Consider the following 16,070-nt stretch of genomic DNA (forward strand, 5'->3'; position numbering starts at 1 on the left):
ACGCGGTGGGAACAAAACGCTCCGCAACCTACGTCAACGCCGTGTCGGCCTGTCCAATCGGGTCGCTCGTACGAGGGATCCGCCGCGGCCGCGGCGCTCGAAAAGGCACTGTTCAGCACAGTGTCACCGCAAGCCGTGCCGTGGCGCTCGCGCCGACGAGTTCGGCCGCGGTGGCGCGCGGCACCGACAACACCACGAGCGTCCCGCTGTGCATCGCGTCGCCGACCGCACGCTCGCCGGCCGAGTCCTCCCCGCCCGTCCTCCCGTAGGCGTCGTCGGGCAGGCCGGGCACGTCCGTGACCCGCGCCCCGCGCGCCACCACACGGGCCGCGCCGCCGGTCGCGCGTTCGTCGGCGGCGATCACGTCGACCCGGTCCCCCGGTCGCAGCAGTCGTACCGTCGCGGCGTCGGCGATCCGCACGGGCGCCGTGACGTGCGTCGCCGCGCCGCGTTTGCGGACGAGGTCCCGGGCCTTCGCCGCGGCGGCCGGGCGCGCGGTGTCCGCCGCGTCGGGGTGGTCCCGGGACCGGTCGGCCTCCCGCGGGCCTGCCGCCACGAGCGCGGCAGCCGTGACGGCGAGGCCCGCCGCCACGGCCCTCCTCCGGTGGGCGGTCAGCCTGCCGGGATGGAGCAGCCCGGCCCGCACGCGCACCGGCGCGAAGTGCGGCACCTCGCACGTCGGCGGTACCTCGGCACCGTTCGGCCCGTCGGGACCGCGGCCGTGCCCGCAGGCGGCGCACTCACCCGGAGGCGGGGACGCGCGGACGACGGAAGTGCCGGAAGAACCCGAAGACCCGAGAAACGAGGCAGGAGCAGCAGGAGGCGGAGCAGCGGCAGGGGGAACAGCCGGAGAAGCAGGAGAAGCCGGAGAAGCAGGGGAACGAGCCGGAAGGGGGCGTGGGGGGAGAGAGGGCGGGCCGGGAGGTGAGTCGGGGCCGAGAGGGGCGGAAGAGGGATACCGGGACGGGGGACGGTTGGACACGGACGACCACACGGACGACGACACGGGACCACCACCTGTGACGAGGGATCGGCTGGCTTGCGATCTCCACGATGGCGTCTGTCACCGCAGCTCGCTGGGGCCTGTGGACGTGCACGGCCCTGTGGACAACTTCGTCACCCGAAGGAAAACCTCCGCACGCACCAACGCACCAACGCACCAACGCACGCACCAATGCACCGAGGCCCCTGAACGCAACCGGCCGCCTCCCCGGACGATCCTGGCCCGCAGCCACCCCCCTACGGCAGGGGGATCCCGGGGTCCATCCCACCGAGCGCGGAAGCGCACAGGCACTCCCGCGTCTCGTCCGCCGCCGGGAGTGCTGCCACGGTGTCGAAGAGCACGCCCCGCAGCCGGTCCACGTTGGCCGCGAACACCCGCAGGACCTCGTCGTGGGAGACGCCCTCACCGGTCTCGGCGCCGGCGTCGAGGTCGGTGACGAGGGTCAGGGAGGTGTAGCAGAGCTCCAGCTCGCGGGCGAGGGCGGCCTCGGGGTGACCGGTCATGCCCACCACGGACCAGCCCTGCGCCTGGTGCCACAGCGACTCCGCGCGGGTGGAGAAGCGCGGCCCCTCCACGACCACCAGCGTTCCGCCGTCCACCGGGGTCCAGTCCTTCCCCTGGGCCGCCTTCAGGGCCGCGGCCCGCCCGGTGGGGCAGTAGGGGTCGGCGAGCGACACGTGCACCACGTTCGGAACGGTTCCGTCGGGGAGCGGGAGCCCGTCGAAGTAGGTGCCCGCACGGGACTTCGTCCGGTCGACGAGCTGGTCCGGGACCAGCAGCGTGCCGGGTCCGTACTCGGGGCGCAGACCCCCCACCGCGCAGGGCCCGAGCACCTGGCGCACGCCCACCGAGCGCAGCGCCCACAGGTTGGCCCGGTAGTTGATGCGGTGGGGCGGCAGGTGGTGCCCGCGTCCGTGACGGGGGAGGAACGCGACCCGTCGGCCGGCGACCTCACCGAGGAAGAGGGAGTCGCTGGGCGCCCCGTAGGGGGTGTCGACCTGCACCTCGGTCACGTCGTCGAGGAAGGAGTAGAAACCGGAGCCGCCGATCACGCCGATGTCCGCCGTCGCGGTCGGCCCGGTGGCAGGCTGAGGAGCGTTCGCCTTGTTCGCCATGCCCCGCACCCTAACGGCCCCCTGGCCCTCCGAACCGGGCCCGAACCAGCAGCACCGCCCGCCGTGCCACCACACGGCTCCGGCCTCGATCCCGCACCGCGCGGACGAGCCCCGAGCCGACCAGCCCCGAGCCGACCAGCCCCGAGCCGACCAGCCTCACGCCGATACGCCCCACCCCAATACGCCCCACCCCGACACGCCCCACGCCGAAACCCCGCCGCCCGAAGGCGACGGGGTCAGTGGCAGGTGAGCCCGAGCGGGCGCTACGCGGCGGTCGTGCTCGTCGAGCTGCCGGAGCCCGACGACGAGCTCGCGCCCGAGCCGGAGGTAGTGGAGGACGACGTCGAGGAGGACGACGATGCCGAGGACGAGGAGGAGTCGGACGACGACGACTTCGACGCCGGCGAGCTGCTCGACGAGGAGCCGCGGCTGTCGTTGCGGTAGAAGCCGGAGCCCTTGAAGACGATGCCCACCGCCGAGAACACCTTCTTCAGGCGGCCCTGGCAGTTCGGGCACTCGGTGAGAGCGTCATCGGTGAACTTCTGCACCGCCTCGAGGCCCTCGCCGCACTCGGTGCACTGGTACTGGTAGGTCGGCACTGTCTTCCTCCTGGCACTCTCACTCGATGAGTGCTAACGACGGTCCATAGTGACGTATTCCGCGGGATCAGTCCACTGCGACGGGCGCGCGGTGACCCATGCCACGTGCGACGGTGCGGCCGCGCGGGGCCGGGACCAGCCGTGACCGCAGGGCCAGGAGGGTGATCAGGGCGAGCAGCGTGCCCCCCATCGGCACCAGGAACCCGGCGCCGTCCCAGAGCCGGTCCTCCAGCTGTCCGGCGACGGTCACCGCGGCGGCCTGGCCGAGGGCGACGGCGCCGGTCAGCCAGGTGAAGGCCTCGGTGCGGGCGCCCGCGGGAACCAGGTCGTCCACCAGGGTGTAGCCGGTGATCAGGGAAGGCGCGATGGACATGCCGACGAGGAGGCCGAGCGCGGCCAGCAGCAGTGCCGAGTGGGCGGTCCACAGGGCGGACGCGGTCACGGCGAGCGCCGCGTAGCCGATCAGGAGCCGGCGCTGGGGCGCGGTCTTCCAGGCGATGGCCCCGCAGGCGATGCCGGCGAGCATGTTGCCCGCGGCGAAGACGCCGTACAGGACGCCGTTGAGGGCGGGCCGGTCGATGGACTCGGAGAACGCGGCCAGCGACACCTGCATGCCGCCGAACACGGAACCGATGCCCAGGAAGATCACGATCAGCACTCGCACCCCGGGCACGGTCAGCGCGGAGGCGTGTTTCACGCGCGTGCGCCGGTCGGTAGCGACCTCGGGCTGGGTGCCCTTCTGGGCGGCGAACAGCAGGCCGCCGACCAGGGTGAGGGACGCCTCGGCGAGCAGTCCGGCGGCCGGGTCGACGGTCGTGCACAGGGCGGTGGCCAGCAGGGGGCCGACGACGAAGGTGAACTCGTCGGTGACCGACTCGAAGGCCGCCGCCGTGTTCATCAGCGGTGAGTCCTTCTTCAGCTTGACGCCCCACCGGGCCCGCACCATGGGCCCGACCTGCGGCACCGAGGCGCCGGTGGGCACCGCGGCGACGAACAGCACCCACAGCGGGGCGTCGGTCAGGGCCAGCGCGGTCAGGGTCACCCCGGACAGGGCGTGCACCAGCACGCCGGGCACCAGGACGGCGCGCTGCCCGTGACGGTCGGCGAGACGGCCGCTGTAGGGGGCGAAGAGGGCCATCGACACGCCGGTGACGGCGGCGACGGCACCGGCCGCTCCGTAGGAGCCGGTGGTGTGCTGCACCAGCAGCACGATGGAGAGGGTGAGCATGGCGAACGGCTGGCGTGCCGCGAAACCGGGGACCAGGAAGGTCCAGGCACCGCGGGTGCGCAACAGTTGGCCGTATCCCGGGCGGGAGGTGGCCGCCGACTTCTCCGACGAGGTGACCGTGGATGCCACGGCCCGTGCCTTTCTGCCGCCTGGTAGCGCAGGCCCGCTGAGGGGCGCGCCGAGAGCTGTCCTCTTGCGCTGACTGCGGTAGATACCGGTGCCACAGCTCAGGGCGTGCCGGCCGCCATACGGTCGCGCCAGCTCTGCATCAGGCAGAGTTGGTTCGATCTGGGGTCTCGCCTGCATGGTACAGGCATGTGGGGGAGCGGTGCCTGTGAAAAGGAGCACCACCAGGGCGGATGCCTGTGAATGCGCGCATCAGGACGCCCGGGCAAGAGGTCACTCCGGCACGAGGGCAACAGGGCACGGGAGCAAAGCAACCGGATCCGAGGACCTCCGGTCCTGAGGGCACCCCGGCACGAGGCCATGCGACCCGCCGCCCGAGGTCACCCCCGCCCAGCCGCCCAGGCCTGCGAACCGGACGGTGCTGCAGGCACCCCGTCGGCATCCCGGCCGGCGGGCATCCCCGCGGGGGCATCCCGGCCTCCGGGGCAAGCGGCCGTGAGGAGCTTGAGGAGCTTGAGGAGCCCGAGGAGACGAGGAGCCCGAGGAGCCCGAGGAGCCCGAGGAGACGAGAAGCCTGGGGAGCCGAGGAGCCCCAGGAGCCCGAGGAACCGAGAAGCCTGGGGAGCCGAGGAGCCCGAGCGGCGAGCCAAGCCTGCAGCTGCCCCCGCCTGTCACCGCACCGCCCGGGAACCGTCCGTGCCCAGCCAGCCGGCCAGCTTGCCGCCGCGGCCGATCGCCCGCAGCCGGCGCTCGGCGGCGTCCCGTACCGGGTCGGTGGCGACGACGAGGAGTTCGTCGCCGCGTCGCAGCACGGTCGCCGGCAGGGGGACGAACGACGTGCCGTCGCGCACGACCAGGGTGACCGCGGAACCGGCCGGCAGGCGCAGCTCCGCCACCTCGACCCCGTGCATCCGCGAGCCCTCCGGGACGGCGACGGACAGCAGGTGGCCGCGCAGCCGCTCCAGCGGGGCCGACTCGATGCCGAGGTCGGCGGCCTCCGGGCCGCTGCCCAGGCGCAGGCGGCCGGCCAGCCAGGGCAGGGTCGGCCCCTGGACCAGGGTGTAGACGACGACGAGGACGAAGACGATGTTGAAGATGCGGCGGCTGCCGTCGACCTCCTGCACCATCGGGATCGTCGCCAGGATGATGGGCACCGCGCCCCGCAGTCCCGCCCACGACATCAGGGTCTGTTCCTGCCAGGGCACCCGGAAGGGCACCAGGCACAGCACCACGCTCAGCGGCCGGGCCACCATGGTCAGCGCCAGCCCGATGATCAGGGCGGGCACGATGTCGTCGCCCAGTTCGTGCGGCGAGACGAGCAGGCCGAGCAGCACGAACATGCCGATCTGGGCGATCCAGCCGAGCCCTTCGGCGAAGCCGCGGGTGGCGGGCCAGTGCGGCAGGCCCGAGTTGCCCAGCACCATCGAGGCCAGGTAGACGGCGAGGAACCCGCTGCCGTGGGCGAGGGCACCGGTGGCGTAGGCGGCGACGGCGATGGCCATGACGGCGATGGGGTAGAGCCCGGACGCGGGGAGGGCGACGTGGCGCAGCCCCCAGGAGCCGAGCCAGCCCACCGCGAGCCCGAGGGCGGCACCGATGGCCAGCTCCAGCGCTATCTCGCCGATCAGCACGTACCAGTGCTCGACCGGTCCGGCCGCGGAGAAGGCGACGACGAGGATGACCACGGGGGCGTCGTTGAAGCCGGACTCGGCCTCCAGGGTGCCCGTCACGCGGCGGGGGAGGGGGATCCTGCGCAGCACGGAGAACACGGCCGCCGCGTCCGTCGAGGACACCACCGCTCCGATGATCAGCGCCTGCCGCCACTCCAGCCCGACCAGGAAGTGCGCGGCCGTCGCGGTGACCCCCACGCTCACCGCGACGCCGGCCAGCGCCAGGGCGGTGGCGGCGGGCAGCGCGGGTCTGCACTCCGACCACTTCGTGCTCAGGCCGCCCTCGGCCAGGATCACGACGAGGGCCGCGTACCCGATGACCTGCGTCAGCTCGGCGTTGTCGAACTGGATGCCGCCGAGGCCGTCCTGACCCATGGCGATGCCGATGCCCAGGTAGACGAGCAGACTGGGGAGCCCGCTGCGCGAGGAGATCCGGACCGCCGCGACGGCCACGAGCAGCACGAGCGAGCTGACGAGCAACAGCTGGTTGAGGTGGTGGACAGTCAGCGGCCGATCCTTCCGTGACGCGTGCGCACCGCGCGCGGGCTCGCTCGTGTCGCGCGCCGGGACCCGGGTCCCGATGCCACGGCACCCCACTTCGTTACTTTACCTAAGTCTTGACGCGTTCTTGACGCCGATCAGGGCAAGATCGAACGTCCGTCCGGGCTGGTTCCCGACCTTGCGTCAAGTGGCGCGGGGCCCTGCGCCTATCGTTGCTCCAGCGCTCAGCTAAAAGCACAGCCCGACCTGCCGCTCGCGTTAGGACAGCAAGGACAGCGATGCCCACCGACACCACCGCCTCCACGGGTCAGCAGGCCGGTACGCCCGGCCGGAAGAAGGGGCGCAAACTCCGTCTCATGGCCCTCGTGCTGGTGCTGGCACTGATCGGCGGTGTCGCCTACGCGGCGTACTGGTCCATCAGCACCGTGCGCGCCTCGTTCCCGCAGACCGAGGGCACCATCACGCTGAAGGGCCTCTCCGGTCCCGTGGACGTCAAGCGCGACGGCAACGGGATCCCGCAGATCTACGCGGACTCCGACGAGGACCTGTTCATGGCGCAGGGCTACGTGCAGGCGCAGGACCGGTTCTACGAGATGGACGTGCGCCGCCACATGACCTCCGGCCGGCTGTCGGAGATGTTCGGCGAGGGCCAGGTCGACACCGACGCCTTCCTGCGCACCCTGGGCTGGGACCGGATCGCGAAGGAGGAGTACGAGAAGAAGCTGTCGCCCGCGACGAAGAAGTACCTCGACGCGTACTCCAAGGGCGTCAACGCCTACCTCGACGGCAAGGACGGCAAGGAACTCTCCCTCGAGTACGCGGCGCTGGGCTTCACCAACGACTACAAGCCCGGCGCCTGGACGCCGGTGGACTCGGTGGCGTGGCTCAAGGCGATGGCCTGGGACCTGCGCGGGAACATGCAGGACGAGATCGACCGGGCCCTGATGACCAGCCGCCTCGGCCCGAAGCAGATCGCCGACCTGTATCCGAAGTACCCCTACAGCCGGAACAAGCCGGTCATCGCGGAGGGCCAGTACAACGAGCTCACCGGAGCCTTCGAGCAGGGCGGAACCGGCCAGGGAGCGAACGGCAACGGCACGGGCACCGGCACGGGCCTCGGCGGCACTCCCGAGGGCACCGGCACCGGCACCGGAACCGGCACCGGCACGGGTGACGGCACCGGCACCGGCACCGGCACCGGCGGGGGCGGCGCGCAGGGAACCGAAGGCGCGGGCTCGGGTCTGGAGGGGCAGCTCGCCGGCCTCCAGGACGTCCTGAAGGACCTGCCGACCGCGGTCGGCGTCAACGGCGACGGCATCGGCTCCAACTCCTGGGTCGTGCACGGCCGTCACACCGTCACCGGCAAGCCCCTGCTGGCCAACGACCCCCACCTGTCGGCCTCGCTGCCCTCCGTCTGGTACCAGATGGGCCTGCACTGCCGCAGCGTCTCCGCGACCTGCCAGTACGACGTCACCGGTTACACGTTCGCGGGCATGCCCGGCGTGGTCATCGGCCACAACGGGGACATCGCGTGGGGCCTGACCAACTCCGGCGTCGACGTCACCGACCTCTACCTGGAGAAGATCACCGGCGAGGGCTACCAGTACGACGGCAAGGTGGTGCCCTTCGAGAGCCGCGAGGAGACCATCCGGGTCGCCGGCGGGAAGTCCCGCAAGATCGTCGTCCGGGAGACCAACAACGGCCCCCTGCTCTCCGACCGCTCCGACGAGCTGGTGCGGACCGGCAAGAAGGCCACCGTCGCCGCCGCCGCACCCGACCGGGGCGACGGCTACGGCGTGTCGCTGCGCTGGACCGCGCTGGACGCCGGCCGCACCATGGACGCCGTCTTCGCGATGAACCGCGCCAAGAACTGGGACGACTTCCGCGAGGCGGCCACCCTCTTCGAGGTCCCGTCGCAGAACCTCGTCTACGCCGACACCGACGGCCACATCGGCTACACCCTGCCCGGGAAGATCCCCACCCGCGCGAAGCAGCACGACGGTTCCGTCCCGGCGCCCGGCTGGGACCCGGACTACGAGTGGACCGGCTGGATCGAGCAGGACGCCCTGCCCTACGAGTTCGACCCCGAGCGCGGCTACATCGTCACCGCCAACCAGGCCGTCGTCGACCCGGACGCCTACCCGTACACCCTGACCACCGACTGGGGATACGGGGCGCGCAGCCAGCGGATCAACGACCTGATCAAGCTGAAGATCAAGGACGGCGGCAAGATCTCCACCAACGACATGCGGCAGATGCAGCTGGACAACCACAGCGAGATCGCCCGCAGTCTGGTGCCCGACCTGCTCAAGATCGACACCGGGGACCCGGACGTCCGTGAGGCACAGAAGCTGCTGGAGGGCTGGGACTACACCCAGGACGCCGACTCGGCCGCCGCGGCCTACTTCAACTCCGTCTGGCGCAACATCCTGAAGCTGGCCTTCGGGCACAAGCTGCCCAAGGAACTGCGCGTCGAGGGCCAGTGCCTGTGGGTCGACCCGGTCAACACCACCGGGCCGGCGGACGAGGCCGAGAAGGTGCGCGAGTGCGGCCGGCGGGCGGCCGACCAGGCGCAGCCCGACGGCGGCGACCGGTGGTTCGAGGTGGTCACCACCCTGAAGAAGGACCAGGACAGCGACTGGTGGTCCACGCCCGAGCGGGGCACCCGCCCGGGCGCCGACAAGAACCGGGACGACCTGTTCAAGCGGGCCATGATCGACGCCCGCTGGGAGCTGACCGCCAAGCTGGGCAAGGACCTCGACACCTGGAGCTGGGGCCGGCTGCACCGGCTGTTCCTCGAGAACCAGACGCTCGGCACCGAGGGCCCCAACTTCCTGCGCAAGGCCCTGAACCGGGGCCCGTGGAAGCTCAGCGGCGGCGAGGCCACCGTCAACGCCACCGGCTGGAACGCCGCCGGCGGCTACGGGGTCATCTGGGTCCCGTCGATGCGGATGGTGGTCAACCTCGACGACTTCGACAAGTCGCGGTGGATCAACCTCACCGGCGCCTCCGGGCACGCCTACAGCTCCCACTACGTCGACCAGACCGACAAGTGGGCCAAGGGCGAGCTGCTGCCGTGGGCGTACACGGGCAAGGCGGTCGACGCGAAGACGGAGAACACGCTGAAGCTGGAACCCTGACCCCGGCTGAGCCCGAGTGACCGAGTGACCGAGTGACCGGGAGGGCGGTCGCCGCGCACCCTCCGCGCGGCGACCGCCCTCCCGTCTCCGTACCCCGGCACCTACGCGCCCCGTCGGGAGCGGCCCGGAGCCCCCAGGCCGTGGCCCCCTCGCCCTTCCCCGTCCGCCTCGTCACGCTCCCGCCCCCGCCCCGCTCCCGCGTCAGCCGAAGCGCTGTACCCCCGACGGCGTCACCGCCGCGCGTACCGGGCGGTCGTGCGGTTCCTCGGGCACCCGGGGGACCACCTCGCCGTCGTAGAGCAGCACCACCAAAGCCGGACGTGCGCCGGCGCGTTCCAGGCGGGCGAGGACGCGGTCGTAGGAGCCGCCGCCGCGGCCCAGCCGCATCCCGCGCGCGTCCACGGCGAGCCCCGGCAGCAGCACCACGTCCGCCTCGGTGACGGCGTCCGGGCCGAGGCGTTCGCCCGCCGGTTCGAGCAGGGTCATGCGTCCGCCGTGCCGGACCGGCGCCAGGGAGTCCGGTCCCTCGTAACGGCCCCAGTCCAGGTCGTTGTCGGGCAGGAGCGCGGGGAGCAGGACGCGCACGCCCCGCGCGCGCAGCGCGTCGAGCAGTGCGAGCGTGCCCGGTTCGCTCCCGACGGAGACGTACGCGGCGACGGTGCGCGCGTGTTCCAGTTCGCGCAGGCCGAGGGCCTGCCGGGCGAGCGCGGACGCCGACACCCGGATGTCATCGGCCGTCAACCCCTTCCTCACCGCGAGGATCTCCCCTCGTAGGGAGCGTTTGTCAGGGTCGTTCGCGCGGCGGTTGTATCTCAAGATTGTCCCTGTCCTGTTCCAATATGTTCATATGAGCAGGAAGTAACCGGAGTAGCAGATTCCCCGCAAAGCCACCGGATAGTGTGGCCGCCATGTCTCAGTCACACCCTCGGATCAGCAAGGCTGTCATCCCGGCAGCAGGCCTCGGCACCCGGTTCCTGCCGGCCACGAAGGCCACTCCCAAGGAGATGCTCCCGGTCGTCGACAAGCCGGCGATCCAGTACGTGGTCGAAGAGGCCGTCACCGCCGGCCTCGACGACGTCCTCATGGTCACGGGCCGCAACAAGCGCCCCCTGGAGGACCACTTCGACCGCAACTACGAACTGGAGTCCGCCCTCGAGAAGAAGGGCGACGCCGACCGCCTGGCCAAGGTGCAGGAATCGAGCGACCTGGCGACCATGCACTACGTCCGCCAGGGCGACCCCAAGGGTCTGGGACACGCCGTGCTGTGCGCCGCCCCGCACGTGGGCGACGAGCCCTTCGCCGTGCTCCTCGGCGACGACCTGATCGACCCGCGCGACCCCCTGCTCCAGCGCATGATCGACGTGCAGGCCCAGCACGGCGGCAGCGTCATCGCCCTCATGGAGGTGGCGCCCGAGCAGATCCACCTCTACGGCTCCGCCGCCGTCGAGGCGACCGCCGACGCCGACGTCGTCCGGGTCAGCGGTCTGGTCGAGAAGCCGGACGCCGCCGACGCGCCGTCCCACTACGCCATCATCGGCCGCTACGTGCTCGACCCGGCCGTCTTCGAGATACTGCGCAAGACCGAGCCCGGCCGCGGCGGCGAGATCCAGCTCACCGACGCCCTCCAGCAGCTCGCGGCGGACGAAGGGGTCGGCGGCCCGGTGCACGGCGTCGTCTTCGAGGGACGCCGCTATGACACCGGCGACCGCGGCGACTACCTGCGTGCCATCGTCCGGCTCGCGTGCGAACGTGAGGACCTGGGCCCGGACTTCCGGACCTGGCTCCGCCGTTTCGTCACCGAGGAGATGCAGCAACGTTGAGCACCGCCGCGCCCCGCACCGCAGGCCCGGACCACCTCTGGTCGGTGGACGAGCACCTGGACGACATCCTCACCACCGTCCGCCCGCTCGAGCCCATCGAACTGCACCTCCTCGACGCCCAGGGCTGCGTCCTGGTCGAGGACATCACGGTGCCGGTGTCCCTGCCCCCGTTCGACAACAGCTCCATGGACGGGTACGCGGTGCGGGTCGCGGACGTCGCCGGCGCGAGCGAGGAGTACCCGGCGGCCCTGGAGGTCGTCGGTGACGTCGCCGCCGGCCAGGCCGGCCTGATCCACGTCGGTCCCGGCCAGGCCGCCCGCATCATGACCGGTGCCCCGCTCCCGCCGGGCGCCGAGACCGTCGTCCCCGTCGAGTGGACCGACGGCGGCCTCGGTGGCGGTCCCGCCACCGGGATGCGGGCCCGCAGCCTCGCCCCCGAGGGCGCCACCGGGCAGGTCCGGGTCCACCGGGCGGCCCCGGCCGGTGCGCACGTGCGCACCCGGGGCAGCGACGTGAGGGCCGGGGACCGTGCCCTGACGGCAGGCACCGTGCTCGGCCCGCCGCAGATCTCCCTGCTCGCCGCCATCGGGCGGGGCACGGTCCGGGTGCGCCCGCGCCCGCGCGTAGTCGTGCTGTCCACCGGCAGCGAACTCGTCCAGCCCGACGAGGAACTGCGCCCCGGGCAGATCTACGACTCCAACAGCTTCGCCCTCACCGCCGCCGCCCGGGACGCCGGCGCCATCGCCTACCGGGTGGGCGCCGTCACCGACGACGCCGCCACCCTGCGGGACACCATCGAGGACCAGCTGGTGCGGGCCGACCTCATGGTCACCACCGGCGGCGTCAGCGTCGGGGCGTACGACGTGGTCAAGGAGGCCCTGTCGTCCGTCGCCGACGAGGACGAACCGGGCAGCGGCATCGACTTCCGCCGGCTGGCCATGCAGCCCGGCAAGCCGCAGGGCTTCGGTTCCATCGGCCCCGACCACACCCCGCTCCTCGCGCTCCCCGGCAACCCGGTCTCCTCCTACGTCTCCTTCGAGCTGTTCGTCCGCCCCGCCATCCGCACCCTGATGGGCCTCACCGACATCCACCGGCCCCGGACGCGCGCGACCCTCACCGCGGACCACCCCCTGACCTCGCCCAAGGGCCGCCGCCAGTTCCTGCGCGGCCGCTACGCCGACGGGGCGGTGACGCCGGTCGGCGGCGCCGGATCCCACCTGGTGGCCGCGCTCGCCCGGGCCAACGCGCTGATCGTCGTCCCCGAGGACGTCGAGTCCCTCGAACCGGGTGCCGCGGCCGAGGTGGTCCTGCTCGGCTGACCGGCCCGGGTTGGCGGTACCGTGTCGCGCACAGCAGGCCCGTGCGCCGCACCGCGACGGGCCCGGACCGGGAGCGCCACACGATCATGACCGTGCCTTCCCGGGGGGACACCCCCGGACCCTCCGAGCAGCGCCGTCTGACGCACATCGACGAGGCGGGCGCCGCCCGCATGGTCGACGTCTCCGGCAAGGACGTCACCGCGCGCACCGCCCGCGCCACCGGCCGCGTCCTCGTCTCGCCCCGCGTGGTCGAGCTGCTGCGCGGTGAGGGCGTCCCGAAGGGGGACGCCCTGGCCACCGCGCGCATCGCGGGCATCATGGGCGCCAAACGCACCCCCGACCTGATCCCGCTGTGCCACCCCTTGGCGGTGTCCGGTGTGACACTGGACCTGTCGGTCGCGGACGACGCCGTGGAGATCGCGGCGACGGTGAGGACGACGGACCGCACGGGCGTCGAGATGGAGGCGCTCACCGCGGTCTCCGTCGCGGCGCTCACCGTGATCGACATGGTCAAGGCGGTCGACAAGGAGGCGGTCATCACGGACGTGCGGGTCGAGGAGAAGACGGGCGGCAAGTCCGGCGACTGGAGCAGGACATGACCCCCGGCGCACCGGACGGCGACACGGCGCCCGCGCCGTACCGGGCGCTGGTCGTCACGGCTTCCAACCGGGCCGCCTCCGGGGTCTACGAGGACCGGGGCGGGCCGCTGATCGCCGACGGCCTGCGCCGCCTCGGCTTCGCCGTCGACGGCCCGCAGGTCGTCCCCGACGGCGACCCCGTGGAGGCCGCCCTGCGCGCCGCCGCCGACACCGGCTACGACGTCGTGGTGACCACCGGCGGCACCGGCATCTCGCCCACCGACCGCACCCCCGAGGCCACCCGGCGGGTCATCGGCCACGAGGTGCCCGGCATCGCGGAGGCCATCCGCGCGTACGGCCGCGAGAAGGTGCCGACGGCCGCGCTCTCCCGCGGCCTCGCGGGTGTCGCCGGCCGCACGCTGATCGTCAATCTGCCCGGTTCCACCGGCGGGGTGAAGGACGGCCTCGCCGTCCTGGAACCCCTGCTGCGGCACGCCGTCGACCAGCTGCGCGGTGGTGACCACGAGCGCCCCGACGCCCGGAGCGGGGGTGCGCGCTGAACCGCCCCTCCTGGCCCGTGGAGCTGGTGGACGGCGACATCGTCCTCCGGCCGATAAAGCTGCGCGACCAGCGGGCCTGGCGTGAGGTCAACCGGCGCAACCGGGACTGGCTGCGGCCCTGGGAGGCGACTATCCCGCCGCCCACGCCCTCCGGCCCCGTCGTCCACCGGCCGACCTACCGTCAGATGGTCCGGCACCTGCGGACCGAGGCGAACGCGGGCCGGATGCTGCCGTTCGTCATCGAGTACCAGGGCCGCCTGGCAGGCCAGTTGACCGTCGCCGGCATCACCTGGGGCTCGATGTGCTCCGGGCACGTGGGGTACTGGGTGGACGAGGCCGTGGCCGGGCGCGGCGTGATGCCGACGGCCGTGGCGATGGCCGCCGACCACTGTTTCCGCACCGTCGGCCTGCACCGCCTGGAGATCTGCATTCGCCCCGAGAACGGACCCAGCAGGCGGGTCGTGGAAAAACTCGGATTCCGCGAGGAGGGACTGCGTCCCCGTTATCTCCACATCGACGGCGCCTGGCGCGACCACCTCGTCTTCGCCCTCACCGCGGAGGAGGTCCCCGAGGGCCTGCTGGCCCGTTGGCGCCGGTCACGCGACCGGCGGACCAGGCCCGGCGCGTCCGAGGGGAGCGCGGAGCGCGGACCACGCCACCCGGGTATCCCGCACCGCCCCGGTAATTGAATAAATGTTCGAAATTGATCGGGTGGTGACCGTCTCCGGGCCCCGAATTCACGGGTCGAGCGGTCTGCTGATCGCACCGGTCACAAGAAAAGTTCGAAATATCAGCCAGATCGTGCGACACACCGGCTCAATTGGCGGATGGCCCCACGCAAACCCCTCTACCGTGTGAGGCGTGAGCAGCAGCGGCCTCATCTACGCAGTCATCGTCGGGGCCTGGGCCGCCTACTTGGTGCCGATGTGGCTCCGTAGGCAGGACGAGCTGAACGAGGCCCGTCCGACGGAACGCTTCAGCACCGCCATCCGACTGCTGTCCGGACGGGCGGGCATGGAGCGCCGGTACGCCAAGGACCGGGCGCGCTCCTTCGAGGAGGAGCAGCACGTCCACGACCCGGACGCGATCACCGACTCGGTGGACGTCCGGGCCTTCGCCGTGTCCAGGACCCGCCCGCAGACCCGGGTGACCTTCCCGGACCCGGCCTCCCGCCCTCCGCACGAGCACGCGGACGGCACCGGCCGCGAGCACGGGCAGGACGCGGCGGACGGGACGGACCGGGCGGACGGCCACGGCCGGCGCCCGCCGGCCCCCGGCGCGGACCCCGGCCTCGTCCCGCCCGCCCGCCGGGAGAGCCGGGAGAGCCGGACGGCCGGGGCGGACCACCCGGGCCGCCGCCCCGCCCACGACGCCCGGCACGACGCCCGGCACGACTCCGACGGGCCGTCCGACGCCATCCGCGCCGCCCAGGACGCCACCCGCGCCGCCCATGCGGCCCAGCGCGCCCGGCGGGCCCAGGCGGCGCAGGCCGCCGCGCGCGCCCGGCGCTCGAAGGTGCTCGCACGCCGTCGCCGCACCACCACGGTGCTCTTCCTCGCCTTCACCCTCGGCGCGATCGTCGCCGCGGTCGGCGGACTCGCCTTCCTGTGGGCACCCGGCGTCCCCGCCGTGCTGCTCAGCGCCTACATCGCCCACCTGCGCTCCCAGGAGCGCCGCCGCTTCGCCTACCAGATGGACCGCCGCCAGGCCGAGGCCGCCGCTCAGCGGCTGCGCGAGCGCGAGCCCCGGCCGCGCCGCCGCCCGTCCCCGGCCGAAGCCGACCCCGACGAGCCGGAAGGCCCGGAGGCGGGCTCCGACACCGACCCGGGCCTCTCCGCCCTGGCGGCCGACCGGCGCGCCCTCGTCGAGCAGACCGACCACGCCGAGTGGGTCGACCAGCAGCGGGAGCGGCAGCGGCGCCCGGGCCAGGGCAGCGACAGCTGGGACCCGGTCCCCGTCCCGCTCCCCACCTACGTCACCGCCCCCGTCGCCCCGCGCGCCACCAGCGACGTCGACCTCGGCGCCCCGGACACCTGGAGCTCGGCCCGCTCCAGCGCCGTCACCCCCGGCCCGCAGGAGACCCCGGCCGCCGGGGAACCCGACGAGGCCGAGGCCGGCGCCGACGAGCGGACCGACGGCGACGGCCGCACCGACGCCCGCCGCGCCGCCTCCGCGCGCCGCGCCCGCGAGCGCGGCCGCACCCCGCTCTTCGACCAGTACGAGGACGGGGAGCGCCCCCGCGCCGCCAACGAGTAGCCCGGCACCCGGCGTCCGGGGCCCACCGGCAACGGATTTCCGAGCAGCCGGATCGGGGTGCTAAAGTTTCACTCGTTGCAAGGGCCTGTGGCGCAGTCCGGTAGCGCACCTCGTTCGCATCGAGGGGGCCAGGGGTTCAAATCCCCTCAGGTCCA

The 16,070-nt window shown here is 72.8% G+C and carries 13 protein-coding genes and 1 tRNA gene; 8 read left to right on the forward strand and 6 right to left on the reverse strand.

Going from position 1 to position 16,070, the window contains the following annotated elements; all coding sequences use genetic code 11:
* Positions 1-112: 112 nt before the first annotated feature.
* The 5 genes from ACSU53_RS18055 to ACSU53_RS18075 all read right to left on the reverse strand — a co-directional run bounded on the left by ACSU53_RS18055 (position 113) and on the right by ACSU53_RS18075 (position 6,248).
* A complete protein-coding gene (locus ACSU53_RS18055; protein WP_437028998.1) occupies positions 113-670 on the reverse strand; it encodes an RcpC/CpaB family pilus assembly protein in 558 nt (185 codons plus the stop codon).
* A gap of 569 nt (positions 671-1,239) precedes the next feature.
* Complete coding sequence (locus ACSU53_RS18060) at positions 1,240-2,118, reverse strand: S-methyl-5'-thioadenosine phosphorylase (RefSeq protein WP_437029000.1); 879 nt, start codon at positions 2,116-2,118, stop codon at positions 1,240-1,242.
* A gap of 263 nt (positions 2,119-2,381) precedes the next feature.
* The gene (locus tag ACSU53_RS18065) at positions 2,382-2,717 is read right to left on the reverse strand and encodes an FmdB family zinc ribbon protein (protein ID WP_437029001.1); all 336 of its coding nucleotides are present in this window, start codon (positions 2,715-2,717) and stop codon (positions 2,382-2,384) included.
* A 67-nt stretch (positions 2,718-2,784) separates the two neighbouring features.
* Positions 2,785-4,074 carry an MFS transporter gene (locus ACSU53_RS18070; RefSeq protein ID WP_437029003.1) on the reverse strand — a complete coding sequence of 430 codons (1,290 nt, stop codon included), beginning with the start codon at positions 4,072-4,074 and terminating at the stop codon, positions 2,785-2,787.
* A 668-nt stretch (positions 4,075-4,742) separates the two neighbouring features.
* The gene (locus ACSU53_RS18075; RefSeq protein ID WP_437033263.1) at positions 4,743-6,248 is read right to left on the reverse strand and encodes a potassium/proton antiporter; all 1,506 of its coding nucleotides are present in this window, start codon (positions 6,246-6,248) and stop codon (positions 4,743-4,745) included.
* A gap of 272 nt (positions 6,249-6,520) precedes the next feature.
* Here ACSU53_RS18075 and ACSU53_RS18080 point away from each other — a divergent pair, with 272 nt between their 5' ends.
* The gene (locus tag ACSU53_RS18080; protein ID WP_437029005.1) at positions 6,521-9,382 is read left to right on the forward strand and encodes a penicillin acylase family protein; all 2,862 of its coding nucleotides are present in this window, start codon (positions 6,521-6,523) and stop codon (positions 9,380-9,382) included.
* A gap of 201 nt (positions 9,383-9,583) precedes the next feature.
* Here ACSU53_RS18080 and ACSU53_RS18085 read toward each other — a convergent pair whose 3' ends face one another.
* The gene (locus tag ACSU53_RS18085) at positions 9,584-10,198 is read right to left on the reverse strand and encodes a 5-formyltetrahydrofolate cyclo-ligase (protein ID WP_437029007.1); all 615 of its coding nucleotides are present in this window, start codon (positions 10,196-10,198) and stop codon (positions 9,584-9,586) included.
* 92 nt (positions 10,199-10,290) lie between these two features.
* Here ACSU53_RS18085 and galU point away from each other — a divergent pair, with 92 nt between their 5' ends.
* The 7 genes from galU to ACSU53_RS18120 all read left to right on the forward strand — a co-directional run bounded on the left by galU (position 10,291) and on the right by ACSU53_RS18120 (position 16,070).
* Positions 10,291-11,202 (forward strand): UTP--glucose-1-phosphate uridylyltransferase GalU, encoded by a 912-nt coding sequence (galU, locus tag ACSU53_RS18090; RefSeq protein ID WP_437029009.1) that lies wholly within the window; start codon positions 10,291-10,293, stop codon positions 11,200-11,202.
* Entirely contained in the window at positions 11,199-12,521 is a 1,323-nt protein-coding gene (gene glp / locus ACSU53_RS18095) for a molybdotransferase-like divisome protein Glp (RefSeq protein WP_437029011.1), read from the forward strand. Before galU ends, glp begins: the two co-directional genes overlap by 4 nt.
* Positions 12,522-12,607: 86 nt before the next feature.
* The gene (gene moaC / locus ACSU53_RS18100) at positions 12,608-13,120 is read left to right on the forward strand and encodes a cyclic pyranopterin monophosphate synthase MoaC (RefSeq protein WP_437029013.1); all 513 of its coding nucleotides are present in this window, start codon (positions 12,608-12,610) and stop codon (positions 13,118-13,120) included.
* A complete protein-coding gene (locus ACSU53_RS18105; RefSeq protein ID WP_437029014.1) occupies positions 13,117-13,659 on the forward strand; it encodes a MogA/MoaB family molybdenum cofactor biosynthesis protein in 543 nt (180 codons plus the stop codon). The genes moaC and ACSU53_RS18105 overlap by 4 nt, the downstream gene beginning before the upstream one ends.
* A 17-nt stretch (positions 13,660-13,676) precedes the next feature.
* Positions 13,677-14,348, forward strand: coding sequence for a GNAT family N-acetyltransferase (locus ACSU53_RS18110; protein ID WP_437029016.1), 672 nt, complete (start codon positions 13,677-13,679; stop codon positions 14,346-14,348).
* A 172-nt stretch (positions 14,349-14,520) separates the two neighbouring features.
* Positions 14,521-15,915, forward strand: coding sequence for a divisome protein SepX/GlpR (sepX, locus tag ACSU53_RS18115; protein ID WP_437029018.1), 1,395 nt, complete (start codon positions 14,521-14,523; stop codon positions 15,913-15,915).
* An 81-nt stretch (positions 15,916-15,996) separates the two neighbouring features.
* Positions 15,997-16,070, forward strand: a tRNA-Ala gene (locus tag ACSU53_RS18120).

It is taken from the genome of Streptomyces sp. enrichment culture, assembly GCF_964273255.1.
Taxonomy (GTDB): Bacteria; Actinomycetota; Actinomycetes; order Streptomycetales; family Streptomycetaceae; genus Streptomyces.

Bases quoted from the DNA above. Each gene is read 5' to 3' on its own strand.
- ACSU53_RS18060 (WP_437029000.1), bottom strand. From the start codon at position 2,118: ATGGCGAACAAGGCGAACGCTCCTCAGCCTGCCACCGGGCCGACCGCG.
- ACSU53_RS18080 (WP_437029005.1), top strand. From the start codon at position 6,521: ATGCCCACCGACACCACCGCCTCCACGGGTCAGCAGGCCGGTACGCCC.
- galU (WP_437029009.1), top strand. From the start codon at position 10,291: ATGTCTCAGTCACACCCTCGGATCAGCAAGGCTGTCATCCCGGCAGCA.
- moaC (WP_437029013.1), top strand. From the start codon at position 12,608: ATGACCGTGCCTTCCCGGGGGGACACCCCCGGACCCTCCGAGCAGCGC.
- ACSU53_RS18105 (WP_437029014.1), top strand. From the start codon at position 13,117: ATGACCCCCGGCGCACCGGACGGCGACACGGCGCCCGCGCCGTACCGG.